We start from the raw sequence: 26714 nt of genomic DNA, 5'->3' as shown, positions 1-26714 counted from the left end.
TATGTATTGCTGTGCCAACTGCTTTAGGGATGCTGAAATCAAAGCAATTATTCAGGAACAGAAGCTTATTGGCAATTGTGATTTTTGTGGGCAGAAGAATGTTCCCATCTATCAAACTGATGGCGATACCACTCTTTCTGACCTATTTGATGAATTGCTGGATACATATACTACAGCGGCAAATTTGCCGGAGACTTTCCCCAAAGACAGCACGGACTTAATGAAGAACATGCTGCATTACAAGTGGAATATCTTTAATGTTGCTCCGGACTGCATTTATAGGTTGATCACAAGCATCTGCCACGAAAAGTATAATGAACAACCTGAATTGTTTGATGCTCCTATTGGGCTATGGCAAAGTCAGGATCAAGAGTATCTAAAGGACAACGGGATCATGAAAAATTATGCATGGGCTGATTTTGTAGAAGTAATCAAGCGCAGGAACAGGTTTCATACAGACTTCTTAAATAAAGATGTCTTGTATCAGTTTATTTATTGCGTGAGAAAAACCTACAAGGCTGGTACCATTTTTTATCGTGGCCGCATATGCCCGACATCACAAGGATTTTCGAACGGGGAGATGGGCCCTCCGCCTCCCCATTTGGCATCAGCAGGGCGGGCCAATCCTGAGGGAATTAGTATCCTTTACCTGGCAGATACGGTTAAAACGACGTTGCATGAGATCAGAGCAGGCGTTTACGATTATGTGACAATTGGCAGATTTGAGTTGCTGAGGGATATGGAAGTGATTAACCTTGCGGGGATAGATAAGATCAGCCCTTTTCTCGCTTCCCAATCATATGGAATCGAATTTACTCGTCACGCAGTAAATATTGAACCATTAAAAATGATCAGTCAGGAGATAGCTAAACCCCTTAGGCGGCACGATAGCCTTTTAGACTATCTTCCAACCCAATACGTAAGCGACTACATAAAAAGCAAAGGATTCGACGGCATTGAATATATAAGCACCATGTCCCTGGATGGGGTTAATCTGGCAGTGTTTGACCAGAGCATTTTGAAGTGTACCGGCACAACCGTTTATGATGTAAAGTCCCTTATCTATTCATATGACAAAGTTAATTAGTAATTAGACTTATTTACGCCGCAGGTAATACTGGCGGCGTTTTTGTATTTAGATTATTTTGCGACAGAAATCTCATTTTGACCCGTTACATTGCCGGCCCATTGAGTGCTTAACCCGGCAGTCATGAGCATCAAGCGCTCTAAAGGTCTTGGCACACTATTTGCAGATAGAATTAGGCTAAAGGTCAAAAAACAAAGCTGACGGGAGGAAGAAGATGAAAGAATGTAATGGATACGCTGGCTGCAACGAGGTCAATATGATGGGAGAAATGGCAGAACTGGATGAAGTGCCTTCCAATCGCTTCCCGGAATATACCATGCTCTGTGAGAGCTGCCGCCATGAATTCAAGCTTGAAGCCTCGGAAGAGGACATAGAAAAGGCTGTCTGCCCCGCTTGCCAAAGCGCCAAGGTAAGGAATCTCTATATTTCTTTTCCCGAGGATGGCCCGGGATTCAAGAAAAAAGTGAGTGGGTTCTCTTTTGGCGGCTGCAACTAGAACGCCGCCCTATTCCCTCTGAACCACACGACAGGTCCCCGTCCACAAGCAAAGGCTTCCCAGGAGGTTGCACTCTCAGGGAAGCCTTGTTTGTGTTCAATTCTTTTTTGTCTGCTGCTTTGCATCTGTACAGCTCAATCCGAGATATTCTCACGGATTTTGGCCAGGATCTCCTTTTCCAGAGCAGACAGCTTTTTGCTCTGCCGTTTATAAACGAAAAACTCCCAAGCCAGATTCAAGTCCGTAAGGGGCAGGCCCAGCATGTCATCGGGCAGGACACTGAGCTTGCCGGCATAAAAGGAAATATAGCCCCGGCGCAGCAGATCCCAGGTTAAGCCCCATTCGGTATCCCCCACAACCGAATGCGCATCCAGGCCCCATTCCCGCAGCCGGTTCATCAGCCGTGACTGGGACCGATTGTCCGAGTTTAAGGTAATGAGCCGCTGCCCCTTTAAATCCGCCATGGTCAATTCCTGCTTTTGGGCAAGAGGATGGCTGCGCTGCAGAATGACCCCGATGGGGCTTTCGTAGTGAAAAATCTGCACAAAATTTCCCGAACTCAGAGGGGATGTGGTCATGACCAGATCGCAGCCATAATTCTGAAAGGAGCGGCTGCGTTCATTATCCGGATAGCTTTGCAGACGGAACTGAAGCTTGGGATGGGCATCCATTAAATCGGGAAGAAAATGGGCAGGCAGCATCTGCAGCATGCCCATAAAAAAGCCGATTTTATATTCTTTCCTGCCCCCTTGATTCAGGTTGCCGAGCCGCGTGACAATCGAGTCATGGTGATGCAAAAACTCAAAAGCCTGCTGTTCCAGTTCCGCTCCCCAATCCGTCAGTTCAACTCCCTGGGGAGTACGTATAAAAAGCCGGGCATTCAGCTCGCTTTCCAAATTGGCGATGATCCGGCTGACCGCCTGCTGGCTGATAAACAGTCGTTCCGCCGCTTTCGTTATGCTTTTCGTCTCACATACTTTCAGGAAAACCTGCAGCTGCTTGTATTCCATGTCACCCTCCCTTAAGGGCACAACAATGGGTTGTCCCCCTGTGCAAAAACCTTGTTTGTGATTTCACTTACTAGTCTAGTATACTATGGGCAAAATCCAAGTTCAATCAAAGAAAGAGGGAGAGCCATGATGGAAAAAGAAAAGGTATCCCGCCGTCAGTTTCTGAGAAATACGGCCATCGGCGCCGTGGGAGTTGCCGCTGCCGGCTTTTTGGGAGGCTGCTCCAGCGATGCAGGAAGCACTAATCCCGGAGCAGCGGTGTATAAGCCCGGCACCTATACCGGCACAGCTAAGGGTATGGGCCAGGTCACGGTTACCATGACCTTCAGTGAAACGGCCATCACTGATGTTAAGGTGGATTGTGCCAATGAGACCGCCGAGATTGGCGGCGCGGCAGCAAACGGGTTGCAGGAAGCCTTGATGGCTGCCCAGAGTGCCGAAATCGACGGCGTTTCCGGCGCAACGATGACCTCCGATGCCGTGAAGGAGGCTGCCGCCAGCTGCATCAACCAAGCCCTGGGCATTGCTGTGGAAGCAGCCCAACCGGCCGACATCGATAATCCTTTTCCTTCCTGCGAAGATCTCAGCGCTGTCAACGCGGCCACCAACAGCGGGGAAGTGGCTTTCGTCTCCGCTCCCATTACCGACTTTGTCAGGACGGTGAACGTGGACGTGTTGGTGTGCGGACAAGGTCCGGCAGGCATGGCTTCCGCTCTGGCCTGCGCCGAAAAAGGCCTGAAGGTGACGGCTGTGGAGAAGGGCAAGAATCCCACCTGGCGCAGCGCCACCATGGGCGCCTTTAACGACCGCATCCATAAGAAGTTTGGCGTCACTTTCGATATGAAGCAATGGCTGGATGACGCCATGATCAATTGTTCTTACCGGGGCAGCCAGGAAATCTATCAGCAGTATATCAATACCTGCGACGAGGCTGTAAACTGGTTTCTGGACAAACTGGCCCTTAAGGATGAAGAGTACTTCCTGACCTTCAATGCCGGGGATTTCCGGGATTTCGACGCCGCTTATGATGAGCTGAGCCTGAGCCGCAGCTGGAACACCTCTATCAACATCCCGATCCCCGCTCCTGAAATCATCGCTGTCATGCAGCAGCGGATTGCTGATGCGGGAGTGGAAGTTCTGTTCAACACACCGGTTGTTCAGCTGGTCAGGGAAGGAGGCAAGGTTACCGGCGCTGTGGTCAAGACCGAGCAGGGCTATGTCAAGTACCAGACCGCCAAAGGAGTCGTCCTGGCCACGGGCGGTTATGAATTCAATCCAGTGAAGCTGAATGCCTGCTGCCGTCCCCGTGACCTTGCCCTCAGTGGTTGGATGAACGGCACCAAGACCAATACCGGTGACGGTCATGAAATGGCTAAAGCTGTCGGTGCCATGGAGGATGAGTACCCCCATCCCCTGATGCTGGACCCCCAACAGCTGATGCCCTTTCTGCGCGTCAACAAGTCAGGCAAACGCTTTACCGCCGAATATGAAGCCTACAACCACCTGTCCAATGCCATCCAATCCCAGCCGGGGGCCTACGACTACTATATTGTGGACGCCAATTGCCCGGCGATTGTTGATAAGATCTGGACCCCGTCCTCCGGCTGCTACGCTCCCAAAGAAGTCTGGATCGCCGCTGCCACCAGCGACAAAGCTCTGGTGGCCAATACCCTGGAAGAGCTGGCCGGGAAAATGGGCGTGGACGTGGATGCTTTTGCAGCCACCATTAAGCGTTGGAACGCCATGTGCGAAGCCGGCGAAGACACCGACTTCCACTTCCCCGGCAAGATGATGCATAAAATAGATACGGCCCCCTTCTATGCAACCAAGGAAATGGCGGAGGCCCTGTGCACCGCCGGCGGCCTGCAGATCACTCCCCGGAGCGAAGTGATGGCTACCGACGGCCAAGCCATCCCCGGCCTCTATGCCATCGGCAATGTTTCAGGCAGTATGTTTTCCGGGACCTATCCCCACAATCAGAATTGCCTCAGCCACAGCCGCTGTGTCACCTTCGGCTATAATGTGGCCAAAACCCTGGCGGCGCGGTAAGCATAGAACAACAAAAGCTTCCCGGAGAGTGATGGCTCTCCGGGAAGCTTTTTCCTCTGCTCATGCCTGTTTAAGGAACAATTCTCAAAACGAATGGGCTCAGATTACTGCCGAAAATCATACTATAGTAGAGTATCAATCAAGTAACTCTACCGGAGGTGAGTGATCTGGAATGGGTCCTGGCTATTCCCCATGAACAGGCCTTCAAAAGAATGGAGGAACCCTGGGGCGGAGCAAAAACAAGTTACCTGACAGGGATCAAAGAGACTCTGGAAGCAAAATACGGCCCGATAAGTTTTACGAGGCTTTATTTTGGTGAGGAATTCTGCGAAAGGGCGTTATCCACGGGAAAAGCTCTGGCAAAGGCAGTTGCTGCGGCCGAAGAACGTGGCTGGGGATTTACTTACGTCACCCCCTATCTGACTGAGACCGGGCTGACTAAAGTCCAGCAGCTGCTGGACATCCTGGCCCAAACAAAACCTGAGGCTGAGGTGGTGATTAATGATTGGGGTGTGCTGGATTGGGTGACGGAGCATCACCCCACCCTTACCCCCGTTCTGGGCCGGCTGATGAATAAAATTATCCGGGACCCCCGCATGCCGGATTCCTTGCGGAATTCGCCGGACCAAACGGTGATGCACAAGTTCCGGACCTGCAATCTGGCCGGAGGAGAGATGAAGGACTTGCTTGCTCAGTATCAGGTAAAACGGGTGGAACTGGACTATCCCCCTCAGGGACTGGACCCGAATCTGCCCGCCTGGGGTTATGACATTTCCTTATCTATCCCTTATGGCGTGATTATGACAGGCCGGATTTGTCTGATGCAATCCTGGGGACTGGCTGCCGGGGAAAAGTTCAGAACGACCGGACCGTGTCCCCGGAGATGCCGGTTAGGCTGGCTGGAGATGTCCGACCCCAGTGGCCGGGTTAAAAAAGATCAGGATTGGCAAATCATCCAGAAGGGAAACACCGTCTTTTATCGTCAGAACAAAGAATTCCTGGCTGAGATTCTGGCTGAGGCGGAAAAGACCGGGATCAGCCGGATGATCTTCCAGCCGGAGCCAATCTGAGCGGAGTCATTGATCGATCAGGAGGTGTACGATGAACATCCTGGCACCGGTAAGTTCCGTAAAGGAAGCGGAACAATTAATCGCCCATGGCGCCGACGAGCTTTATTGCGGAATAGGGCTGGGGGCCTTGAAGAATAGGCCGGGAAACACGGACCGGGAAATCTGGATCAATCGCCGTGAATCAGGCAATGCCAACATCCCCGACCTGGAAAGTTTGTCGCTGCTGGTTGATCTCGCCCATGCCCAAGGGAAAAAGGTATACCTGACCTTGAATCAACCGGGCTATGCCCAGGAGCTCTATGATGAGATTCTGGCTTTGGTCAGAGAGGTCAAAAGGAGCTGCCAGGTGGATGCTTTTATCGTTGCCGATCCTGGGCTGATCCGGATGCTGCTCGGGAAGGAACCGGATATTGTGATTCATGTCAGCAGCCTGGCCGGGGTTTTAAACAGCTCCGCGGTTCTGTTCTTCAAGAAGCTGGGCGTCAAACGCGTCGTTTTTCCCCGTTATCTGGAGGCGGAGACCCTTAAGAAGATCATTGACAGGGCGGGGGAGGATCTGGAATATGAAGTCTTTATCCTCAACGACGGGTGTATGTTTGAGGAATCCTACTGCCATGTCAGTCATCAATTCGGCGGTGCCTTCTGTCATAATCCGGCCTGGCGGTATAAGCTGATCCCGCCGGAAGAAAGCGGGGTTTTAGAGACCTGGAAGCTAAGGAATTTAAACATTTCCGGGGAGACCTTTGAGCGCAATGTGGAGGAATGGAAAAGGTGGCAATGGCTCGGGATTAAGAACGGCGGTGGCTATATCGGCGCAAAATATCCGCTGGGCATGTGCGGTCTGTGCACCTTGCCCGAATATCGGGACCTGGGAATAACCTCCTTGAAAATCGTGGGCAGGGAGGCCTCTTTGAGCAAGAAAGTCAAAAGTGTGGAACTGCTAAAGAAGGTATTGGACTATCAAAGAGAAGAGCATCTGCCCGATGAAGTGCGGGATTATGCCAGGAGGACCAAGGGAGCCAGGATGCTTTGCGGGAGCGGGTATATGTGTTATGAGCGCTGACTGCTGACTGCGGACAACAAGACCCCGGAGCGGGCAAACATCTCTCCGGGGTCTTGTTTCCGGCCTTGCTGAAAAATTACCGAATCGTCACCCTGCTGCCGTCGGATGTTTTTTCTACCGTGGGTGAGTAAATCCCGGCAGCGTTTTTGATATTGATTTGGAAGGTTGCGGGCTTACCGGTCACCTGGTCTCCGGAATCCACTAAATGCTTGGCAATATAAGTGTAGGTTCCGTCGTTATTATTGACTTCCACGAAACTATCAGGATTGCTGCCGTTAATCTTGAAGTTGCTGAGCTTGGTCACAGCTTCATCCGTAGTGAATTTTAAGGTAATGACATCGCCGATGGCAGCTTTAGCGGGATTCGCATTATCAGAAGCAATCGCTACCTTGGAGATTCTGGCGTATTTAGGAATGATCGTGACTGTACTTCCGTCAGATGTGGCTTCAATAGTCTGGGAGTAGATCCCTGCGGCGTCCTTGACATTGATATGGAAGGTTGCCGGGATACCTGTAATCGGATCTCCCGAATCCACTAAATGGGTTGCGGTATAGACATTGCCGGTATGTATGAATTGATCGGGGTTGCTCCCATTGATTTTGAAGTTGCTTAATTGTGTCACAGGCACACTGGAGGTAAAGGTCAGAACAATGGTATCGCCAGGCATGGCTTTTGTCGTATCTGCGTTATTGGAGGAAATCTTCACATTGCTGATGATGGGTTGGGCTGCTACATTGACCGTGCAGTGAGCGGTCTTTGAGCCGTCCGCTGTTGTGGCCGTAATCGTTGTCACACCTGGGATCAAGGGAGTCACTACACCTTTGCTGTTAACCGTGGCCACGTTTGAGTTGCTGGATGTCCAGGTTACCTTCTTGTTTGTCGCATTGCTGGGGGCTACACTGGCTTTTAAAGTCCCTGTTGCTCCGCCTGCCGACAGATTCATGGTAGATTGATTCAAGGTGACGCCCGTTACACTGATCTTCTCAGTTCCCCGGAGATTGGCTACAGTCACCTTACATTTTGCCGACTTGCGTCCATCTTCCGTTGTTACAGTGACATAGGCTTTTCCTGCCTTGACACCGGTGACCTTTCCGTTGGCGTCCACCGTTGCGACCTCTGTGTTGCTGGATTTCCAGGTGACCTTTTGATTCGCTTTAGAGGGAGCGATTTTCACGGCCGGAGTGGCACTGTCTCCGACTCTAAGGAACATTCGTTTTTTCACAATTATTGCCGATGCTTTATGAGTTTTGCAATCCTTGGAACTGCTTTGGGTGGATTTTTCATGGGACTGCGCCCAGGATGGGGGCGCTGCCAGCACAGGCAACGAGGAAGACAGGAATAAACCCACCATACAGACTGTTGAGAACAGAGCTTTAAACTTTCGCTTCACTATATATACCTCCCTTAATCGTATTCACTATCTTAATACGAAAAGGGAACGGTGTTTTGTGGGAGGGCTATTGACGGGAGCCAATCTATATTTCTGATGTTATAGGCATTCCTGTTTTAACATGAATTAAAAAAAAGAGAAAACCGTTACTGTATAATAATTATATTGGTATCTTTAAGTGGGGAGTGTTTGATTATATCAGGAGATACAAGAATGTTCAGGTATGGACAGTTCTCTGCTTAAGGTGAGATCTTATTGTTGCTTGTGAGTTTTTGCTCATAATTAAACCGGATGACAAGGAGGAAAGGTAGTGGAGTATAGACTAACACGATATCTGGCTGCCCTGCCAGATACGTTTTTCCCTGTGGAGAGATTCCAACAGCATACAGAATCAGGCATGGTAAAGTTCTTCAATAAGGGTAGTTTGGTTTTACGGCCTGGAGAAGCTACCTCAGCACTGATCTATGTGATTTCCGGAAAAGTTCGGGTAAATAAAATGATCGATGACGGACGGGAGAGGTTGGCCTATTATGCAGGGCAACATGGAATAATTGGCCGCTTATACGAAACATGTAACGATATCTATATCATAGCGCTCGAAGACAGCGAGGTCTGTTTCTTTACTCAACTGCAACTGAAAGAAATATTCCGCCGGGATGAAGATCTTATCTTTGATCTCCTTCGCAATTATCTCTCAAAAGTTTCTTACTTCATTAAACAATCAACAGAAATAGATTATTTTAATCCGACGATCCGCGTGGTAAGGCTGCTTTATGAATTACTACTTACCAGTGGAGTTCGGGTGGAGAGTTTTTTTGAAATTCCGACCCAATTATCGCTGACAGATATTTCGGAAATCACCGGAGCTCATTATGTCACAGTCTCCAAAGTCTTCGGGCACTTAAAAAAACAACATATTGCAGAAAGGAAAAAACATAAGATTATCATTTACGATATGGAAAAGCTGAAGAGGTTAACTCAGGAAACACAAATACTTAAGATGAGAGATTTTGGAAATTTTTTGGAATACTAAAAAGGGTTTGTCAGGAGGCGAAGAGCTCTGGATGGGAAAGGCAATAATAATTTTTCCGGAGTGTGAGTTCTTTAATTTGTATTAAAGATCCTATAGGCTTGATTTTATACAATGTACCTGTAACTTTTATCACACTGCCGAGAGGGGGTGAAAGCAGAATGAGTATATTATTGATTTTTATGGCGGGGATGCTGTTTTTAGCTGGTATTCTTTTCATTTACTCTCGTATCGGCCGGGAACCAAGAAGGAAAAATTTGTTGTGTTGGGGGCTGTATTTGATCTGGTATGGTATTACCTGGACTGGAATTTCTTTTGTTTATATCAATGCCTCCGTGGGCCATATCAAGGCAACAAGCACGGCTATCTTTCTTTTTGGGGGGATTTCCGTTGTGCTGGCAATTGTCTTAGCTCGGTTGTTGGGTTTAATCAGTACAAATAGGAAAGGTTCAATCTCGGTATCGGCATGACAAGGAGTGGAAAAATGGAAAAGCTTAAGAAGAATGAAGAGAGCAAGGCACTATCCATCAACCGCAGGAATTTTCTCAAAATCGGAGCCGCCACAACCGCAATGGGGCTGATCGGGGCGGTCAAGAGTTCCTCACAGGTTGCTGCAGCGGCAACGGACACTTTGAATTACGTCCCCGGAAGGAAAAGTCAAAACTCAAAATTACATCCGGAACATAACTACGGAGGGGCATCTGTTCGTTTTGTGGAACACAATGATCAGTGGTTGGGAACAACTAAGATTATTGGAACCATTAAGAATCCTAACGAGGCAGATATGGGATTTAATCTAGCCGCTAGGGGGATTTTGGGGGACCAGGCCAAGAAAGGAGTAAACAATTTTATCGCCAAACACCCATTTGGCTCTTCAATCAGCAGCGGACTGATGTTTATTGCCGGTGAAGAAGCAGTCACTGGACAGCCAGCTAAAGAAAAATTACCAATCCCCGATCCTGAGCAAATGTCCCAGCACATAAAAGATGCTGCTTATTTCTTGCGTGCCGATGAAGTTGGGATCGGTAGGATGCCGGAGTTTGCCTATTATTCACATAAAACCACTGTGCCCAGAACCAAGATGGCTGCAGCTCCGGTGGAAGAGTGGACAGTTCCTTTTGAAGAGAAGCACCCCTATGTCATCGTTGTAATGGTTGATCAACATTTGGAGACAACTCTGGCTTCTACCGGTTATGACGGCATCAGTGGTGCTCAATCCTTTAAAGGGTATCATGCTACAGGGAATATTGCGGTTATCCTGGCTCAATATATTCGTAATCTGGGTTATAATGCCCGTGCTCATCATGCTAGAAATTACGGAGCGGTAATGCCACCGGCTGTGATTGCTGCGGGCTTAGGGGAACTTTCCCGTACGGGAGACAGTACAATTCATCCTCGAATGGGTTTCCGGCATAAGGTGGCGGCGGTAACCACGGATCTGCCTTTGGAACCTGATAAGCCTATTGACTTCGGCTTGCAGGATTTTTGCAGGATCTGCGGAAAATGCGCTGAAAATTGTCCCGGCGAGGCCATAACCACTGATCGGGATCATGTGGAATTCAATGGTTATTTGCGCTGGAATTCCGATATGAAAAAGTGTGCTGTATTTCGGACCACCAATGAGGAAGGATCCTCCTGCGGACGCTGCATGAAAGTCTGCCCTTGGAATTCCAAAGAAGATTCATGGTTCCATGAAGCGGGGTTGTGGATTGGCAGCAGAGGAGAGATGGCGTCCTCCTTACTAAAAAATATTGACGATATGTTCGGGTATGGCACGGAGACCATCGACAAATATAAGTGGTGGTTGGAATGGCCGGAACTTTATAAAATCCAATAATAAATCATCTGATAATATCCGGATAGGAAAAGAGTACATGCGGCACCAAGGTGCCGCATGTTTTTTTACAAGATATTCCTTGGCACATGACGAGCCCTTGATAAAGGTTAGAGATATTTGCGAATTTCAGAAAAAACTTTAGGCAATAGTCACTCAAGACTTAATGCATGCTAAATGAGTTTCTTTTTTTATCATGTTAATATTTTCTCTAAGGAGGTGAACAAAAATGGGGACTTTTTTAGTATTCTTATCCGGAATTTTGTTCTTAGCCGGCATCATGTTGATCAAACCCCGGACCAAACAGGACCGGAACTGGAAGACTGTCCTGAATTGGGTGCTGTACATTCTTTGGTTTGCCATCACAGGTATGGGAATTTCTTTTATCTACATTAACTCCAGTGTAGGTCATGTCAAAGCGACAAGTACGGCAATTTTTCTGTTCTTGGGATTATCGGTGGTTCTCGCCGTCGTTTTGGCGAGATTGCTGGGCTTTATCGGAGAACGGCGCAAGAATACCGGTGTAGAAGTTTAAAGAGGTGAAACAGATGTTTAGATCGTCAGATCGTCAGGGCCAGCGCCTTGAACAAAAAATGCAGATGAGCCGCCGCAAATTTCTCAAAGCAGGGATGGCTACCGCCCTGACCGCAGGAATGGCCGGTGCTATGAAAACCCTGCCCGTAAGTGCTGCCGAAACAGTCGCCGGTACATCAGGTTCAGTCAATGGCGCCAGATCCAAACTCCATCCCAAAGTGGATTATGGCGGTGCCAGTGTGCGCTTTGTGGAGAATAACGACCAGTGGCTGGGGACAAGTCAGCTCGTTGGTACGGTAAAATGTACCCATGAAGCAGATACCGGATTTAATATGGCTTTACGCGGCAAACTTTCGCCGGAAGCACAGGTTGGCATGTATCATTATAATTTTGTCATGAAGCATCCTTTGGATGCAGCATTAGGTGTCTTTTCAAATTATGTTTCGGCCGAAAATATAGTGGGAGGAACCCCTAACTCGGAAAAATTGTCCATACCTGATCCGGAACAAATGGCTCGGCATATCAAGGATACAGCTTATTTTTTGCGGGCTGATGAAGTAGGAATAGGTAAAATGCCGGAATATGCCTACTATTCTCACAAGGCACCTCATTCTCATGAAGACTTGATTAAGGACGATATCTCCCATTCCACTCTGGTAACGGAGAGACTTCCCTATGTCATTGTCGTGATGGTTGATCAGCATTTGGAGACTATGCTGGCGTCCACCGGTTATGACGGGATCAGTTCTGCCCAGTCCATGCGCGGCTATCATGCCACAGCTGTCATTTCCGTCATCCTGGCTCAATATATTCGCAATCTGGGCTATAACGCGAGAGCGCATCATTTTGCCAACTATGCCGCTGCGATGCCTCCGGTCGTTATGGCGGCAGGTCTGGGAGAATTGTCCCGGACCGGGGACTGCGCGGTTCATCCGCGTCTGGGTTACCGCCACAAAGTAGCCGCAGTTACCACAGATTTACCCCTTCTCCCCGATAAACCCATCGACTTTGGGTTGCAGGATTTCTGCCGGGTATGCAAGAAATGTGCGGACAATTGCCCGTCCGAAGCCATAACTCAGGATAGAGACCTGGTGGAATACAACGGTTATCTGCGCTGGAACAGTGATATGAAAAAATGCACCGAGTTCCGCCTGACTAACAGTGAAGGGTCTTCCTGCGGTCGTTGTATGAAGGTATGCCCGTGGAATTCTAAGGAAGAGTCATGGTTCCATTCGGCCGGCATCTGGATCGGCAGCAAAGGAGAAACCTCCTCCCGGTTGCTCAAGCAGATTGACGATATGTTTGGCTATGGTGATGAAATCATCGAGAAGTATAAATGGTGGCTGGAATGGCCGGAAAGATACACTCTTTCCAAGCATCTATAAAAATAACCGATCTCAAACTTTGCGGATTCACAGAAATGAGCGGTAAGAAATGATTCTTACCGCTTATCGGACTTGCCTGGAGAGAGCCCTTGTTCCTGCTTGGATAGAGTGGGGGGACCCACTATAATCCGGTATTTTCTCTATAATTGCGGATACTTTACCTGCGTGTTACCATAAGCCTGATCCGGAGACTTCAGTCTATAAAAAAACTCCTGATAATTAATGCTCGTCCGCTATAGTTAAGGAGGGAAAAGCAATGGATGACGGTGTGAAAAGGATAATACAAGAGCCGCTCATTCCTGAGACGTTCCATCATGTTGAGAAGCTGGAGCAATTCCTGCATCATGCCCGCACCAGTACTTATGCCAAGGGGGCTATTGTTCTTGCTCAGGGTATGGAATTTGATGAGATTATCTATGTCCAGCAGGGCTGTTTGGCCGTAAGCATGGGAACGGATGACGGACATCAGAAGTTTCTTTTTCATATAGGAGAAGGTTCGATCGGGCTGCCCACCTTCCTCGGTGAGTATCACGAAGTGCAGATTCATGCCGTTAAAAACAGTACGGTGAGCTTTTTTAAAGTAGAACAGATTCTGACCATTTTCCGGGAAGATGAAGAAATCATTTTGGATATCCTGCAAAATCTTCTAACCAAGGTCTATTATTTCATGAGCCAGGCCCGGAACCTTAACTTCTACCGGCCTTCCAGCCGGGTCTTCCGCCTGCTCTATAATTTATGTGTTAATGAAGGAAAACAGGTGGGCGATCATTATGAAATTAATTTCAGTCTGACTCAGAAGACTATCGGAGAAATTACCGGTACTCACTATGTAACGGTCTGCAAATTATTTCAGATGCTGGACAGGCAAGGAATCGTCAAAAAAAGCAAAGATAAAATGATCGTCTACGACCTGGAAAGGCTGAGAAGCTTGATCAATGAGATTATCGAATATTAAAGCAGGAGTTGCCGGCAGCTTTTTTTGAAGTTTTTAGCATGGCCTAAAGAAATAATGAAGTGAAGATTGTTAAGATAGATACTAAGAAAGTTGGAGGAGGGAATGCAGTGCAATCGATACCTATCTTTAGAGAAATTACGTTGAAACAGATTGTGACCGAAGGCTCAAAAATGAAAATCCGGCAGCAGCTGAACGATCAGCTGACAGATTTGGAGCGGGAACTGGCGGAGATGGAAGAGAATAAGAACCGGACGCTTACTGAGTTTTCCCTGAAAGGAGCGGAAGAGGCTCATCTTCAGCAAATCCGCAGGCAATGGGAAATGACCCGGGCTCAATATCTAACGCAGCGTGACCAGATCAGAATGGAGATGGTGACTGCAGACGGATTGAAGATTGGGGAAGAGATCAGTATTGGTTCAATTGAAGGCCCTTATGAACTGATGATCGGGGAACCTTTAGCTCAGGCAATGCATGCGGAAATCGTTCTTAAGGATGGTATTGTGGTGGAGATCCGGTGATGGCAGGAAAAGTTCAACCCAGGATCTCCTATCGCACAGAAGCAAGACAGGCTTTGGTGCGGGGTGTCACTCAGGTAGCTGAACTGGTGCGGCGGACCATGGGACCCAAAGGACAAAATATTGTCATTGAACAAAGGGTAGGTTATCCCCTGATCACCAAGGATGGAGCAACGGTGGCTAAACACATCCATCTTCCCGACCTGAAGGAAAATATGGGAGCACGCTTGTGCAGAGAAGCCGCCAGGCAAACTGACGAATTAGCGGGGGATGGAACAACCACCTCCATTGTCTTGCTGCAGGCTATGCTTCAGGGAGGGTTGCGGCTGATCGAAGCAGGGGTCGAACCGGCCCGGCTGAGGCAAGGGATGGAGCGGGCTGTCCGGCTGGTTTGTGCGGAGATCACCCGCCAGAGCCATCCGGCAACCATGGAGCGGCTTGAACAAATTGCCGCAACTGCTGCTAAAGATCCGGCCTTAGGTGCGATCATAGCTCAGGCCATGGGAAAAGCGGGTCCCTTGGGCAATATAACTCTTCGCGAGAGCATAGGGCGGCGGACTTATCTGGAGTTTAAAGAGGGGCTGGAATTGAAAAGCGGCTATCTTTCCCCTTATTTTGTGGACAAAGACCGGCCGCCGGCGATCAGGCTGGAACATCCCTATATTTTAGCAACGGATCAGGTGATCAGGGATCTGGAACAGATCCGGCGCATGCTCAATGTATGTGACTGGGAGAAGCGGCCGCTGTTGATTGTCGCCGGTCATGTTACCGGAGATGCCCTGGGAATGCTTATCAACCGTCATGCTTCCGGGGCAGCCAAAGCCGTGGCGGTGCGGACTCCCGGAGCCGGAATGGACCGGTTGGGGTATCTGGATGATCTTGCCGTGATCACAGGGGGAGAGGTCGTTGCCCCTCATACCGGATTCACCCTGGAGACTATGGCGAAAACCATGCTCGGACAGGCCGGCGCAGTCGTGATCAGTCGTGATAAAACTCTGGTGGTAGGCGGAGCAGGCAACAGAGCCGAGATTGCCCGGCAGACCAAACGCTTGATGGCTCTGCAGGCCCAAACTTCCGCCGAAGAGGAAAAGGAAAGCCTGCAGGAACGGATCGCCGCTCTCAGCGGCGGTGCGGCTGTCATTCAAATTGGTGCGGATACCCAAATGGCTCTGCGGGAAAAGAAAGACCGGCTCAATGATGCTCTGAGAGCCGCCAGAGCGGCTGCGGAGAGCGGAGTCGTGCCGGGCGGGGGAACAAGCTTGGTTCAGGCGGCCAAAATCCTTGATACGGTTCAATTGGCTTCTCAGGATGAAGAGGCCGGGCTGCGTCTGGTGCAGCAGGCTTTGGCCGCTCCTCTGAGACAAATCGCTGAAAATGCGGGAGAAAATGGTGCGAAAATCGTCAGGATGGTTGGCCAGCTGGAATATGGCTGGGGCTACGATGCTTTGACCGGCCGGTTCATTGATCTTTGGCAAGGGGGTATTGCCGACCCGGCTAAAGTAGTCCTTGCCGCTCTCACCAAAGCCGCAGGCATTGCTTCACTGCTGCTGACAACGGAAGCCCTGCTGGAGAAGGAACCCATGCATTATATTCTCGAAGCGCCGGATTTCAGCACGATGATTTGAATGTCTGGAAACAAATCACGTACTCTCGGAAAATACGAAGGAAGGTCTGTCGGATGAAACGATTTTTACCTTTTATCTTGATCGCAGTTTTGGTTGCTGCTTATCTTTACGGACATTTTGCCAATCAGATGGATACTGCCTTAGTTCAGCACTACTACCGGCAGTTGATGCCGGAGGCGGCCGGCTACGAAGCTATCAACGACCGGACGGCCAAAGCAGTGGGAGCGGACGGAGAGGTTCTGACTTATCTTGGTGTCAGCAGCAATGTGGGTTATGGCGGGCCCATCATGGTAGGAACGATCCTGAATCAGGACGGCACCTTGCAGGCGGTGCAGATTCTCGAGCACAAAGAAACGCCGGCCTACATTAATAAGATCAGCAAAGCCGGATATTTTCGCCAGTATGAAGGGAAAAAAGGCAATGACGCCCTGACAGGGGGCTATGATATCGAGCTGATTTCCGGAGCCACCCTGTCCACCCGGGCTATCGCCAAATCAGTACAGGAAGCCGCCCATACTATTGTTAAGGCCGAACTGAACCAGACGCCTCAAAACGCTAAAATTCCCTGGCAGGTTGGCATTAAAGAAATTGCGGTGACCGTCCTCGTGGTGCTGTCCATTCTCATGCCCCGTTTTCCTGAGCTGAGAAAATACCGTCTTCCGGTTTTGGGCCTGAGCGTGGTGGTTCTGGGCTTTTGGCTTAACCGCTCTCTATCCATGGGCCATATCAGTGCCTTGTTTATGGGTTACTTCCCGTCACCCCGGGAAAACCTGATCTGGTATTTGATCCTGGCCGGAGCCTTGCTGCCGGCCCTGTTCAGCGGGAAAAACCTCTATTGCACCTATCTCTGTCCTTTCTGCGGCATGCAGGAAGGAACCCATCTGCTGAGCAGGCTGAATCTGCCTCTGGGCAAGTACGGCCGCTGGCTCCGCGTGGGCAAAGAAGTCATTTTGTTTCTGACTTTGCTGCTGGCCTTTCTGTTTGCCAATCCCTCTTTCTCCAGCTTCGAGCCTTTTGGAACGATGTTCGGCTGGAACGGCACCAGCTATCAATGGTATCTGCTCTTCATTATTTTGGTGACCAGCTTTCTTTACCGCCGTCTTTGGTGTGTGGCACTTTGTCCCGTGGGTACGTTCCTGGATAAGGCTGCCCAGCTGGGGCGGAAAATCAAAGGAGTGATCGGAGCTTTTGTCCAGAAAAAAACGGGAAAGGTGGAGTTGAAAGGTGAAGGCTGAACTGTCAACGGTCTTGCTGGGAGCCGCCTATGCTTTGACCCTCATATTGATCGGACTTGTCATCTTTGAAAACTGGACCCTGGCAATAAGCTGAAGAGGAAGGAATGCACATGGAAAGGGTTTCTTTATGCGGAGCGGAAGCCAGGCAGGCGCTTATTGAAGGAATAAACGGTGTTGCCGACTGTGTCAGAATCACTTTGGGGCCTAAGGGCAGGAATGTGGCTCTGGGACCGCTGGCCGGACGGCCGAAAATCACTAATGACGGAGCCAGCATCGCGGGAATTATCTCCGTTCCGAACCGGTTTCATGATCTCGGCTGTCAGATTATCCGGGAAGTTGCTGAGAAGACCAACGATTTGGCCGGAGACGGGACGACGACGGCTGTTGTCTTAGCTCAGGCCATGATTAAGGAAGGAATGAAGCAGATCGCCGCCGGTGTCAATCCAACCGGCTTGATTCAGGGTCTGGAGCAAGGTGTCGAAACGGTGATTGAGGCTGTGCAGGAGCAGGCTGTCAAAATCACAGAACTTGAGCAGGTCGCCCAGGTGGCCGCCATTTCCTCCGGCGATCCGGTCCTTGGGAAGCTGCTGGCCGAGGCGGTCGGTAAGATTGGTTTTCAGGGCATCATCACCATTGAGGAAGGAAAAGGACTGCAGCCCAGCCTGGAAATAAAACAGGGCATTTCCTTTAATAAAGGCTGTTTCACCCCGAAAATCGTCAAATCCTGGGAGCGGAAATCGGAAGTCCTGACCGATGCCTTTGTCCTGATTGTGGATGGAAGGTTCAGCACCGCCGATGAGATTTTTGCCGTTTTGCAGCTGACTATGAAATACCAGAGGCCCCTGCTGCTCATTGCTGAGGATATTGGAGTGGATTTGCTGGCCTTGCTGCTGACCAATAAGCAAAAAGGAACCATGAACGCTGTCGCCGTTCAGTCGCCGGGCTCCGGAGAACGCCGCAAGGAGTATCTCCAGGATATTGCAGTGCTGACCGGCGGCACGGTGATCGGTGAAGAAAACGGAATCCTTTTGGAAGAAGTGGCAGAAGAGCATTTGGGCCAGGCTAAAAAGATCCTGGCCAACAACAACAGCACCACGATCATTGGCGGAACGGGTGATCCGCGGCAAATCAGCCTGCGCTGCAGCCAGGTTCGTCAGGAATATGAAGGACGCCTGCCGGGCTGGCGCAAAGATAAGCTGGCGGAACGGCTGGGCTGGCTGCAGGGCGGGGTGGCCGTGGTTTACACCGGAGCGCCCACCCGGCTGGAACTCCAGGAGCAGAAAGACCGGCTGGAGGATGCCGTAAACTCCGTACGGGTGGCTATCAGCGAAGGGATTGTACCGGGGGGCGGAACCGCTTTGCTGGAGGCAAGACGGTCATTGACCGGGCTTGAGTGCAAGGAAAAAGCGGCCAACACAGGGCTGCGGATTCTTTATAAAGCTTTGGAAGCCCCGCTGCGCCAGATTGCCGTCAATGCGGGAAGCGACCCTGACGCTGTGTTGGAAATGCTGGAGGAATTGCCTCAAGGTTATGGCCATAATGCGGCTGAGAATCGGTTTGTCCATATGCTGGAAAGTGGGATCAGCGATCCGGCCCAAGTGACCTGTACTGCGTTGAGAAGCGCGGTCTCCATTGCTGCCCTGGTCATCGGCACGGGAGGCTTAGTTATCCGCGGCCAAAATAGCAGGGCGGCAGAAAATCAGAGTTCTTAAAAAAGATATTATACTGAGATGTTGATACCTTAAACAGGTGGAAGACTCGCCAAAAGGAAGATGATCACGCTATGTATCAGGATATAAGCGTGATCATCTTCCTTTTGGCATATCAAGAGGATAGTCGTTGGCTCAAAATTCCGCAGGCTCAAAATGCGGTGTCAGGCAAGCCCGTTTCATTGTTCCACTCCCAGAGACAGTCCAGCACTTTTTCCTGCAATAAATGCTGTTGAAGGGCGTCATCTGTGGGAAAGATCAGGCGAAGGCTCTGTTCGTTTCCGGCGAGTTTCAGAAGCTCTTCCCAGGCTTCTTGGAATTCCCAGGATTCAACCTGAATTTTTTCGATTCGGGCAATTTCCTTAAGAATAAGCTGTGCCACGAGGAGTTCTTCCGCAAGGAGCTGGCTTTCCCGGCTCAGGGAGCGGTTATCTCCCGAGAGCAATGCTTCCAGCATCTGTGGATTGTCTGAAGTGAAGAGTTGTTTTTGCTTTTCGTCAAAAATCCGGTCAGAGACAGCCTTAAGCTCCTGCTGATCCAATTCATAGACAGATGTGGAGGAAATAGTATTCAGAATAGCCTTCTCTCTTGCTTCAGTAATAGACCGCTGCCAGTTTTCAGAGACGGCTTCTCTCAATTTGCTTTTTAGCTGCTCCAAATCACCGGCTTTGGGATCGATCTGACAGGCGATTTCATCGGTAAGCTCCAGCGGGCGCTTACGAATAACTTCCAGTAGGGTGATATAAAACGTGACGATTTTGCCGCGCATCCGTTCCACAGGAAAACCGGAGGGAAGTTCAAGCACCAGCTGCAGATCATCACCAGCCTTGAGACCGATCAGTTGATTGAATTCTTTGTAGATGGAAGGATCCCCCAGGGTGAAAGTATAATGGGCTTTGGATAGCTCAGGAACGAACAGCTTATCGGATTGGGCACGCAGGTTGATGACGACTTCATCTCCGTAAGCGGCGGGCCAATGAACTCTCGCCCATTGGTTAGCCATTTTTTTCACCGCTTCGCTGACCCCCAGCTCCAGATCATCTTCCGTAAAGAGTACAGGGGAGGGAAGAGCCAGCCCTTTATATGGTCCCAACCTGATCAGTTTATGCATCGGATATTTACCCTCCATAAGGTACAGTTCAGTACTGTCGATACTTGTCTATATTGTATCAGAAATTCACAAGCCATTTTTTAGCGTATGCAAAAGACAAGTAGATCTTGTTCATATAAGCTTTGCCAAGAGGTCGGTATGCAATCTATAATAAAATCCGAGGACCCTTCGATAAAGGCATAATGAGTAACAAAGACGTTTTATAATCAATTTGTTAATATATATAAGAGTGTAGTGTTGAAATTCGTGGAGGGGTGTTGGTAGTGTGTCCTTACGATGATGAGATCGAGAACATCAAGAACCAAATTATTAGTAAATACATCCCTAAAGAGATTATACTTTTCGGTTCATGTGCGAAGGGTCTGGTTAAGCGTGGCAGCGATATAGATATATGTGTAATCATGGAGACCCAGGATAAAAGGCAAACGTTAAGAGATATGCTTGTTAATATTGAATATAACGTGGATTTGGGCATAGTCATATACACACCTTCCGAGTGGTTAAGATATAAGGACGACAAAGCAAACCTTGCCAATATTATTAAGAGAACAGGAGTGAGTTTAATTGGTGGATTCGGTTAAATATAAGGAGTAGCTTGAAATGGCCAAGAAGGATACCCTGCTGAGGATCCGCTGATAGTCAATAAGGAAGATGCAGAAGAATGTATTAAAATCGCTATGAAAGTTATTGAAAGAATAGACCAAAATTGTGAATAGGGCAGACAGAGAGCCCTGCTCCAGCGTCTAATATTGAGACTCAAAGCTGCCACCTCCAATAATCCGCTCCAATACAACTCCTTTCATCTTATTAGTTAAATATCACTAACAAAACGCCTTTTTTCTGGTTATTATTAGTGATATAACACTGATCGTGTAAAGGAGTGCTTTACCCATGCCCGACTATATGAAGATGTATTTTCAATTGGCGGCTAAAGTCGCCGATGCGATTGATTTGCTTCAGGAAGCCCTGGAACAGGGGGAAGATGATTTCATGAGTGATGAGAAAGAAAATACAATAGTCAAACTTTTCGATATCAAAAAAGGAAAGGATGAAGATGAGTAAGAGAACTTGCATTTATTTCATCTATTTCTTTTGATCTTCTTGACATTTACTGACACGTTTTATAAAATACCAATATGAGTCTTTATGCTGTTATTTATGCCTGAGCCCCATAAAGCTGCATAACTGCCAGTGCCTGAGCCCCACGAAGCAGATCGGACTGAAATACGGATAATTGATGGAGGGAAACTTATGTCCACGTTCTTTGCGAAAGCGAATGCGGTGGAGCGTAAATGGTATGTCATTGACGCTGCAGGCCTTCCTTTGGGTCGTTTAGCTACTGAAGCTGCTCGCATCCTTAGAGGTAAACATAAACCAACTTTTACTCCTAATGTTGACACTGGAGATCATGTGATCATCATTAATGCAGAAAAAGTTGTTTTAACCGGTAATAAATTGGATCAAAAAATGTATCGCCGTCACTCCGGCTATCCTGGTGGTTTGAAAGAAACCCCTTACAGAAAGCTGATGCAAAACATGCCTGAAAGAGCTGTTGAGCATGCCGTAAAAGGAATGCTTCCTCATAACAAGCTGGGTGCTCAGATGTATACGAAGCTGAAAGTATATCGTGACGAAAATCATCCGCATCAAGCGCAACAACCCGAAGTTTGGACCATTCAATAAACGGGAAGGAGGAAGTAAAACATGGCTGCACAATTACAATACCAAGGTACCGGACGCCGTAAAAACGCGGTGGCTCGTGTACGTTTAATTCCTGGAGAAGGAAAAGTTACAATCAACAAGAGAGAGCTTGCTGAGTACTTCGGCAAGAAAACTCTGGAAATGATCGTTCAACAACCGTTCGGGGTAACCGATACTGCTGGCAAATATGATGTAGTTGCTCTCGCTCATGGCGGCGGTACTACAGGACAGGCCGGAGCTCTCCGCCTCGGAATTGCCCGTGCACTTCTGAAAGCAGATCCCAGCTTGCGTCCAGCTCTCAAGCGTGCAGGGTTCCTCACCCGTGACCCACGTATGAAAGAGCGTCGTAAATACGGCTTGAAGAAAGCCCGTAAAGCTCCCCAATTCTCCAAACGTTAATATTTTGGAAATACAGAATCCCTCAACCAGGTATGGTTGGGGGATTTTTTTCTGCTTTACAATTGCAGGAAGCCTGATAAGATTATTTTAATGAAGGTATTTATCTATGCTGGTGTAGGTTTAGAAAAGCAGGGGGGATGCAGAGTGAAAGAGGATGATGTAGGCCTACTTGTATTTTTGATTCTTATGTGTTTTATATTGAGTATGGCATGGATAGAAACACGCAGGAAGCATATCAACTATTATGGAAAGGAAAGGCCGGAATATCAAGGACAGACTAAACAAAACCTGACTAGAGAACCGAAAGCAATTGAATGCCCCGGTTGCGGAGCCAAGAATTTAGTCGCCCATTCTGTCGGAAAGTGCGATTTTTGCGACTCACTGCTGAATTATGAAACAGAGGCTGAATCACTGCCCGCCGGCTTTTATACCGTAGAGACCGATATCCCTGCAGATACGTGTATAGAAAAATATAAACCTTTGAACGGCTATGCCTGGGGAGTGATCATCTGCTTAGGGGTTATTGTATTTAAAATTTTTCAGGCATTCAAGGATGGCCAGGGAGCGGTTTATGTATATTTTATGTCAGTGCTCTTTGTACTATGTTTATTCGTTGCGAGCTTCATTGGCATATTTTACTCTCTTGCTAAATACAAGGACCACCATTGTGAGTTAAATTGGGTTAAGCTTATGAAGAATATATATATTTGGGGTTTTATCATCAGTTCAATTATTTTGTATACCGAACTATCTGTTTTTTAGCGGACCATGCCGCGGCTAAGACGGCTATGGAGATAAGTAAACAATGCGAAATCTTCACTTAGCTGTTCAGAGTGCTTGGTTGTTTACCCTTATCTAATTTAAGCAGCAATCCTCCCAAAATAATAAGAAATGCACCGGATAGTTGCAGGGTTGATAGTTTTTCCCCTAAAATTAAAAAAGCCAATACTGTTGCTATGACGGGTTCGATGTTGCTTAAAATTGAAGCCTGGCTTGCTCCTAATAGGGATACCCCTTTTTGATAGCAAAAAAGAGGTATGATCGTACTGAAGATGGCTGTTCCCAAACCAACTATCCACATAGCCTGAAATGAATGACCCGCGAATAGATTAACCGGCGGATAAACGACCATAGTAGCCAATAAGCAAACAACCGATGTATAGGTTGAAATCGTCACTGGTTCCAGAGTTTTAGAAAGATACTGCCCGTTTATATTATATACTGCATAGAATACCGCTGATCCTATACCATGTAAAACACCTAACATACTGATTTGATGTGTTGATGTATTTATAATATCGATAACCATTAAGCAGCCTAAAAACGAAATAAGTAGGGTTATCGTCTTAACCAACGATATTTTTTCTTTAAAAATCATGGTTGCCATAACCACAACCATTAGTGGGTATGTATAAAGCAATATATTTGTAACTGTGGCAGACATATGCTTTATAGCCAGCACATAACAATAAGAGCTCCCAAAAAACACCAAGCCATGCAGAACTAATTTAGGCAGGGAAGACTTATTTAACTTAAATCCTTTTCTTCCGCTTACGAGCATTATAAAACTCAGTAGGATGCTGGCGATTAAAAACCGCAAAAACAACATTACTTCTGTAGTTAAACCTACATTATACCCATATTTTATGAATATGGGTAAGGCCGCAAAGCCTAAAGCTGCTAAGATAATTAACACATAACCATTTTTCATTATTTATATCCTCCAACTAGTCTGAAATAGGCTTATCGATATATAGAACCTTGTGCTTTTCTTAATTATAAAGAAAATTAACCTGTACATATAATACCTGTTGCTTATGCTGGATATAATCTCGATCTATAGAATAGCTTCACGATTGTCACCGGTTGGGATTGACTTTTTTTACACATTAATTGTATACTAGGCATACAAATTAAAAAGAGCTTTAAGAGATCGTTAAAAACTTCATAAGCATCAGGTGGCTGTTTGCTTGGGCATTCAGCAGAATAGGGAAACAGGTGAAAATCCTGTGCGGTACCGCCGCTGTAAAAGAGGAATTCTTCCTAAAAAGTCACTGAGCAATCGGGAAGGCAGGAAGAGTGATGACGCTTGAGCCAGAAGACCTGCCTGAAAAAGCTTTCTGCCATGGTTTTTGCGCCGCAGACAGCTTGATCTTTTGTAAGCAAATACGGGCTGCAGTTATCAATGAAGGTTATTGATAACTGCAGCCCGTATTTGCTTCATGTCTGTTTGGCGGAAATCAAAAAGGATGCTGATAGTTTTGGCGAATGCAGTGCGGTATCCATGGGGCCTAAAGCACTAAGGAGTAAAAAAGAAGAGGAAGGTGGCAAAAAGTTATGAAAAAAGCAAGTCTGTGGTTGGCGGTACTTTTGACGGCGGCTCTGCTCCTGGGCGGCTGCAGCCAAGGGGCGAATACGGATCAGCCCGACAAGGGAGCGGATTCTCAAGCCCATCAGGAGGACGGCGGGGAGCGCACTATTGTCGATCTGGCGGGAAATCAGGTGGTCCTGCCCCCTGTGGAGAAGATCGAACATGTGGTCATTGTGGCTCCCCCGTTGGTGTCCACTTATGCCAGTGTAGTGAAAGATACAAGCAAACTGGTGGGGGCGACCCAGGTGGCCCTGGCCGAGGCTAATCCCCTCATTCTTGACAAGCTGATACCCAACTGGCAAAGGATTACTACGACATTTTTGACGGGATACGCTTCCAATACCGAGGAACTCTTAAAGCTGAACCCCGATCTTATTTTGGTCTATGGCGGCGCCCAGAAAGAAGGACTGGAAAATGTCAAGATTCCTGTGGTCGATTTTTACATTGATGATCAGGTGAATGAGACTTGGTCAGTGGAGATCGATCGCTTGATGCGGGAGATTTTCGGGCTGAGTGGGGAGAATTCCTTGCAGAAGGAATGGGATAAAGCCAATGAGCAGGTTGCCGGTATCCTGGCCCAGGTCAAGGATGCGCCCAAACAGAAAGGGCTTATGATCATGAGCAATACCGGAGATAAGATCACGGTTCGGGGAGCAGGTACTTATGGGGACGATTGGCTCTTGAAGAGCGGGCTGGAAAATGTGGCGGGAGAACTGAAGGGCGAGAGTATTGAGGTAACCATGGAGCAGATCTATACATGGAATCCGGATATTGTGTATGTATTCAGAGGACTGCCGGCTGCCCAGTACCTTGGTGATGCCATTAAAGGACAGGATTGGTCCCAGGTTCAGGCTTTTAAAACCGGAAGGATTCACGACACCCCCAGAGGGGTAATGAACTGGGGAGCCCCTTGTGCCGATTCCCCTCTGATGATTCAGTGGCTGGCCGGCAAGAACTTTCCGGACAAGTTCAGCGAAGCTGAATACAAAGGGATTATCAAGGATTATTACAGCCGCTGCTATGGAATCAGTCTGACGGATGAGCAGGTGGAGTCTATCCTGAACCCCAATCAGGGAATGGCCGGAAAATAAGTGTGGTTCTCCCAAGGGGATAAATAAGAGAGGGAAAGAACGATGTTGAGAAAAGCTGATCATTATAAATACTTATGGATGGCCTTGCTGCTGGTTCTCCTGTCCTTTATCTTTCTCTCCCTCTTTTTGGGCAGATATTTTGTTGAGCCCGGAGAAGTAGGGCGGATCCTATGGGCCAATCTGGCAGGGCAGGGGGAAAATAGTGTGGAAAATACCGTAGTCTGGGATATCCGCATCCCCCGGGTGCTCTTGGCCGTATTGGTGGGAGCGGGGCTCTCGGCAGCGGGAGCCTCCTTTCAGGGTTGTTTTCATAATCCACTGGTCAGCCCCGATGTTTTGGGGGTAAGTGCCGGAGCCGGATTCGGTGCAGCTCTGGGAATTCTTCTGACCTCCGGTGTTACCGGAATGGCGGCAGTTCTGTCCTTTGCTTTCGGGATGTTCAGCGTGATTTTAAGCTGGCTGTTGTCACGGATCAAACGGGAATCCACGATTCTGTCTTTGGTTTTGTCCGGGATTATCGTTTCGGCGGTCTTCAATGCCCTGATCTCCCTGATCAAATTTGTGGCGGATACGAATTCGGAGCTTCCGGCCATTACCTACTGGCTCATGGGCAGCTTTGCCAATACCACCTTCGGGGAACTGAAAATGGTATGCCTGCCGATTATGGTGGGGACGGGAATTCTCTTAGCCCTCAGATGGCATATTAATGTCCTGACTCTGGGGGATGAAGAGGCGGAAACCCTGGGGATCAATCCCGCCAGGATCAGGGTGCTGATCATTACCGCCGCCACGGTGATTACTGCTTCTGCGGTGATGGTTACAGGGGTCATTGGCTGGGTAGGTCTGATCATACCCAATTTATGCCGGATGCTGGTCGGCGCCGATTACAAATACCTTTTGCCCACGTCCTGCCTTTCAGGAGCTGTGTTTATGATCCTGGTGGATTTTATCGCCCGGGTGATCACTCCGGCGGAGATACCCATCGGTATTCTTACGGCGATTATAGGGGCTCCATTTTTTGTGCTGATTTACAAAAGAACGGAAGGGACCTGAT

General features: G+C 48.3%; 27 protein-coding genes and 1 riboswitch. Of the genes, 23 read left to right on the top strand and 4 right to left on the bottom strand.

Going from position 1 to position 26714, the window contains the following annotated elements:
• The first annotated feature begins 1 nt into the window (after position 1).
• Positions 2 to 1087, top strand: a complete 1086-nt coding sequence (locus BUA14_RS00780; RefSeq protein WP_072770838.1) for an RES family NAD+ phosphorylase — start codon at positions 2 to 4, stop codon at positions 1085 to 1087.
• Positions 1088 to 1301: 214 nt separating this feature from the next.
• The gene (locus tag BUA14_RS00775) at positions 1302 to 1583 is read left to right on the top strand and encodes an FmdB family zinc ribbon protein (RefSeq protein WP_072770837.1); all 282 of its coding nucleotides are present in this window, start codon (positions 1302 to 1304) and stop codon (positions 1581 to 1583) included.
• Between the two features lie 134 nt (positions 1584 to 1717).
• Here BUA14_RS00775 and BUA14_RS00770 read toward each other — a convergent pair whose 3' ends face one another.
• Positions 1718 to 2593, bottom strand: coding sequence for a LysR family transcriptional regulator (locus BUA14_RS00770; RefSeq protein WP_072770836.1), 876 nt, complete (start codon positions 2591 to 2593; stop codon positions 1718 to 1720).
• A 126-nt stretch (positions 2594 to 2719) separates the two neighbouring features.
• Between BUA14_RS00770 and BUA14_RS00765 the strand changes: the two genes are divergently transcribed.
• The 3 genes from BUA14_RS00765 to BUA14_RS00755 all read left to right on the top strand — a co-directional run bounded on the left by BUA14_RS00765 (position 2720) and on the right by BUA14_RS00755 (position 6775).
• Entirely contained in the window at positions 2720 to 4642 is a 1923-nt protein-coding gene (locus BUA14_RS00765; RefSeq protein ID WP_072770835.1) for an FAD-binding protein, read from the top strand.
• A 158-nt stretch (positions 4643 to 4800) separates the two neighbouring features.
• Positions 4801 to 5712: a hypothetical protein gene (locus tag BUA14_RS00760; protein ID WP_178371580.1), complete on the top strand. Its 912-nt coding sequence runs from the start codon at positions 4801 to 4803 to the stop codon at positions 5710 to 5712.
• Between the two features lie 31 nt (positions 5713 to 5743).
• On the top strand, positions 5744 to 6775 hold the full coding sequence (locus tag BUA14_RS00755; protein WP_072770834.1) for a peptidase U32 family protein: 1032 nt from the start codon (positions 5744 to 5746) through the stop codon (positions 6773 to 6775).
• A gap of 76 nt (positions 6776 to 6851) precedes the next feature.
• Here BUA14_RS00755 and BUA14_RS00750 read toward each other — a convergent pair whose 3' ends face one another.
• The gene (locus BUA14_RS00750; RefSeq protein ID WP_072770833.1) at positions 6852 to 8165 is read right to left on the bottom strand and encodes an Ig-like domain-containing protein; all 1314 of its coding nucleotides are present in this window, start codon (positions 8163 to 8165) and stop codon (positions 6852 to 6854) included.
• 310 nt (positions 8166 to 8475) lie between these two features.
• Between BUA14_RS00750 and BUA14_RS00745 the strand changes: the two genes are divergently transcribed.
• The 10 genes from BUA14_RS00745 to BUA14_RS00700 all read left to right on the top strand — a co-directional run bounded on the left by BUA14_RS00745 (position 8476) and on the right by BUA14_RS00700 (position 18990).
• Complete coding sequence (locus tag BUA14_RS00745) at positions 8476 to 9198, top strand: Crp/Fnr family transcriptional regulator (RefSeq protein ID WP_072770832.1); 723 nt, start codon at positions 8476 to 8478, stop codon at positions 9196 to 9198.
• Between the two features lie 158 nt (positions 9199 to 9356).
• Entirely contained in the window at positions 9357 to 9665 is a 309-nt protein-coding gene (locus BUA14_RS00740) for a dehalogenase (protein ID WP_072770831.1), read from the top strand.
• Positions 9666 to 9679: 14 nt separating this feature from the next.
• Entirely contained in the window at positions 9680 to 11032 is a 1353-nt protein-coding gene (locus tag BUA14_RS00735; protein ID WP_242954502.1) for a reductive dehalogenase, read from the top strand.
• A 226-nt stretch (positions 11033 to 11258) separates the two neighbouring features.
• Entirely contained in the window at positions 11259 to 11564 is a 306-nt protein-coding gene (locus BUA14_RS00730) for a dehalogenase (protein WP_072770829.1), read from the top strand.
• 13 nt (positions 11565 to 11577) lie between these two features.
• Positions 11578 to 12948: a reductive dehalogenase gene (locus BUA14_RS00725; protein WP_072770828.1), complete on the top strand. Its 1371-nt coding sequence runs from the start codon at positions 11578 to 11580 to the stop codon at positions 12946 to 12948.
• 256 nt (positions 12949 to 13204) lie between these two features.
• Positions 13205 to 13903, top strand: coding sequence for a Crp/Fnr family transcriptional regulator (locus BUA14_RS00720; RefSeq protein WP_072770827.1), 699 nt, complete (start codon positions 13205 to 13207; stop codon positions 13901 to 13903).
• A gap of 107 nt (positions 13904 to 14010) precedes the next feature.
• A complete protein-coding gene (locus BUA14_RS00715) occupies positions 14011 to 14421 on the top strand; it encodes a YlqD family protein (RefSeq protein WP_072770826.1) in 411 nt (136 codons plus the stop codon).
• Positions 14421 to 16043 (top strand): Hsp60 family chaperonin, encoded by a 1623-nt coding sequence (locus BUA14_RS00710; RefSeq protein ID WP_072770825.1) that lies wholly within the window; start codon positions 14421 to 14423, stop codon positions 16041 to 16043. The genes BUA14_RS00715 and BUA14_RS00710 overlap by 1 nt, the downstream gene beginning before the upstream one ends.
• Positions 16044 to 16096: 53 nt before the next feature.
• Positions 16097 to 17278 carry an FMN-binding protein gene (locus tag BUA14_RS00705; protein WP_072770824.1) on the top strand — a complete coding sequence of 394 codons (1182 nt, stop codon included), beginning with the start codon at positions 16097 to 16099 and terminating at the stop codon, positions 17276 to 17278.
• Between the two features lie 110 nt (positions 17279 to 17388).
• Positions 17389 to 18990 (top strand): Hsp60 family chaperonin, encoded by a 1602-nt coding sequence (locus BUA14_RS00700; protein ID WP_072770823.1) that lies wholly within the window; start codon positions 17389 to 17391, stop codon positions 18988 to 18990.
• A 148-nt stretch (positions 18991 to 19138) separates the two neighbouring features.
• Here the strand turns inward: BUA14_RS00700 and BUA14_RS00695 are convergent, their stop codons facing one another.
• The gene (locus tag BUA14_RS00695) at positions 19139 to 20098 is read right to left on the bottom strand and encodes a trigger factor (protein WP_072770822.1); all 960 of its coding nucleotides are present in this window, start codon (positions 20096 to 20098) and stop codon (positions 19139 to 19141) included.
• A 263-nt stretch (positions 20099 to 20361) separates the two neighbouring features.
• Between BUA14_RS00695 and BUA14_RS00690 the strand changes: the two genes are divergently transcribed.
• From BUA14_RS00690 to BUA14_RS00675, 5 genes are all read left to right on the top strand, one after another.
• Positions 20362 to 20679 (top strand): nucleotidyltransferase domain-containing protein, encoded by a 318-nt coding sequence (locus BUA14_RS00690; protein ID WP_072770821.1) that lies wholly within the window; start codon positions 20362 to 20364, stop codon positions 20677 to 20679.
• A gap of 310 nt (positions 20680 to 20989) precedes the next feature.
• The gene (locus BUA14_RS27705; RefSeq protein WP_005814704.1) at positions 20990 to 21160 is read left to right on the top strand and encodes a hypothetical protein; all 171 of its coding nucleotides are present in this window, start codon (positions 20990 to 20992) and stop codon (positions 21158 to 21160) included.
• A gap of 189 nt (positions 21161 to 21349) precedes the next feature.
• Positions 21350 to 21781 (top strand): 50S ribosomal protein L13, encoded by a 432-nt coding sequence (gene rplM, locus BUA14_RS00685; protein ID WP_015942984.1) that lies wholly within the window; start codon positions 21350 to 21352, stop codon positions 21779 to 21781.
• A gap of 21 nt (positions 21782 to 21802) precedes the next feature.
• Complete coding sequence (rpsI, locus tag BUA14_RS00680; RefSeq protein ID WP_005814701.1) at positions 21803 to 22198, top strand: 30S ribosomal protein S9; 396 nt, start codon at positions 21803 to 21805, stop codon at positions 22196 to 22198.
• A 144-nt stretch (positions 22199 to 22342) separates the two neighbouring features.
• The gene (locus tag BUA14_RS00675) at positions 22343 to 22960 is read left to right on the top strand and encodes a hypothetical protein (protein WP_072771190.1); all 618 of its coding nucleotides are present in this window, start codon (positions 22343 to 22345) and stop codon (positions 22958 to 22960) included.
• Positions 22961 to 23018: 58 nt separating this feature from the next.
• On the opposite strand, the gene BUA14_RS00670 is transcribed toward BUA14_RS00675, so the two are convergent.
• A complete protein-coding gene (locus tag BUA14_RS00670) occupies positions 23019 to 23909 on the bottom strand; it encodes a DMT family transporter (RefSeq protein WP_072770820.1) in 891 nt (296 codons plus the stop codon).
• 228 nt (positions 23910 to 24137) lie between these two features.
• Positions 24138 to 24323: riboswitch (cobalamin riboswitch) on the top strand.
• A gap of 60 nt (positions 24324 to 24383) precedes the next feature.
• Here BUA14_RS00670 and BUA14_RS27700 point away from each other — a divergent pair.
• Genes BUA14_RS27700 through BUA14_RS00660 form a run of 3 tightly spaced genes read left to right on the top strand, consistent with a single transcriptional unit; the run spans position 24384 to position 26713 of the window.
• A complete protein-coding gene (locus BUA14_RS27700) occupies positions 24384 to 24539 on the top strand; it encodes a hypothetical protein (protein WP_178371579.1) in 156 nt (51 codons plus the stop codon).
• Entirely contained in the window at positions 24536 to 25660 is a 1125-nt protein-coding gene (locus BUA14_RS00665; protein WP_072770819.1) for an ABC transporter substrate-binding protein, read from the top strand. The genes BUA14_RS27700 and BUA14_RS00665 overlap by 4 nt, the downstream gene beginning before the upstream one ends.
• 42 nt (positions 25661 to 25702) lie before the next feature.
• Complete coding sequence (locus BUA14_RS00660) at positions 25703 to 26713, top strand: FecCD family ABC transporter permease (protein ID WP_072770818.1); 1011 nt, start codon at positions 25703 to 25705, stop codon at positions 26711 to 26713.
• The last annotated feature ends 1 nt before the right edge of the window (position 26714 follow it).

The sequence above is a fragment of the Desulfitobacterium chlororespirans DSM 11544 genome, from assembly GCF_900143285.1.
Lineage (GTDB): Bacteria > Bacillota > Desulfitobacteriia > Desulfitobacteriales > Desulfitobacteriaceae > Desulfitobacterium > Desulfitobacterium chlororespirans.
This window is presented reverse-complemented; position numbering and strand designations above follow the sequence as displayed.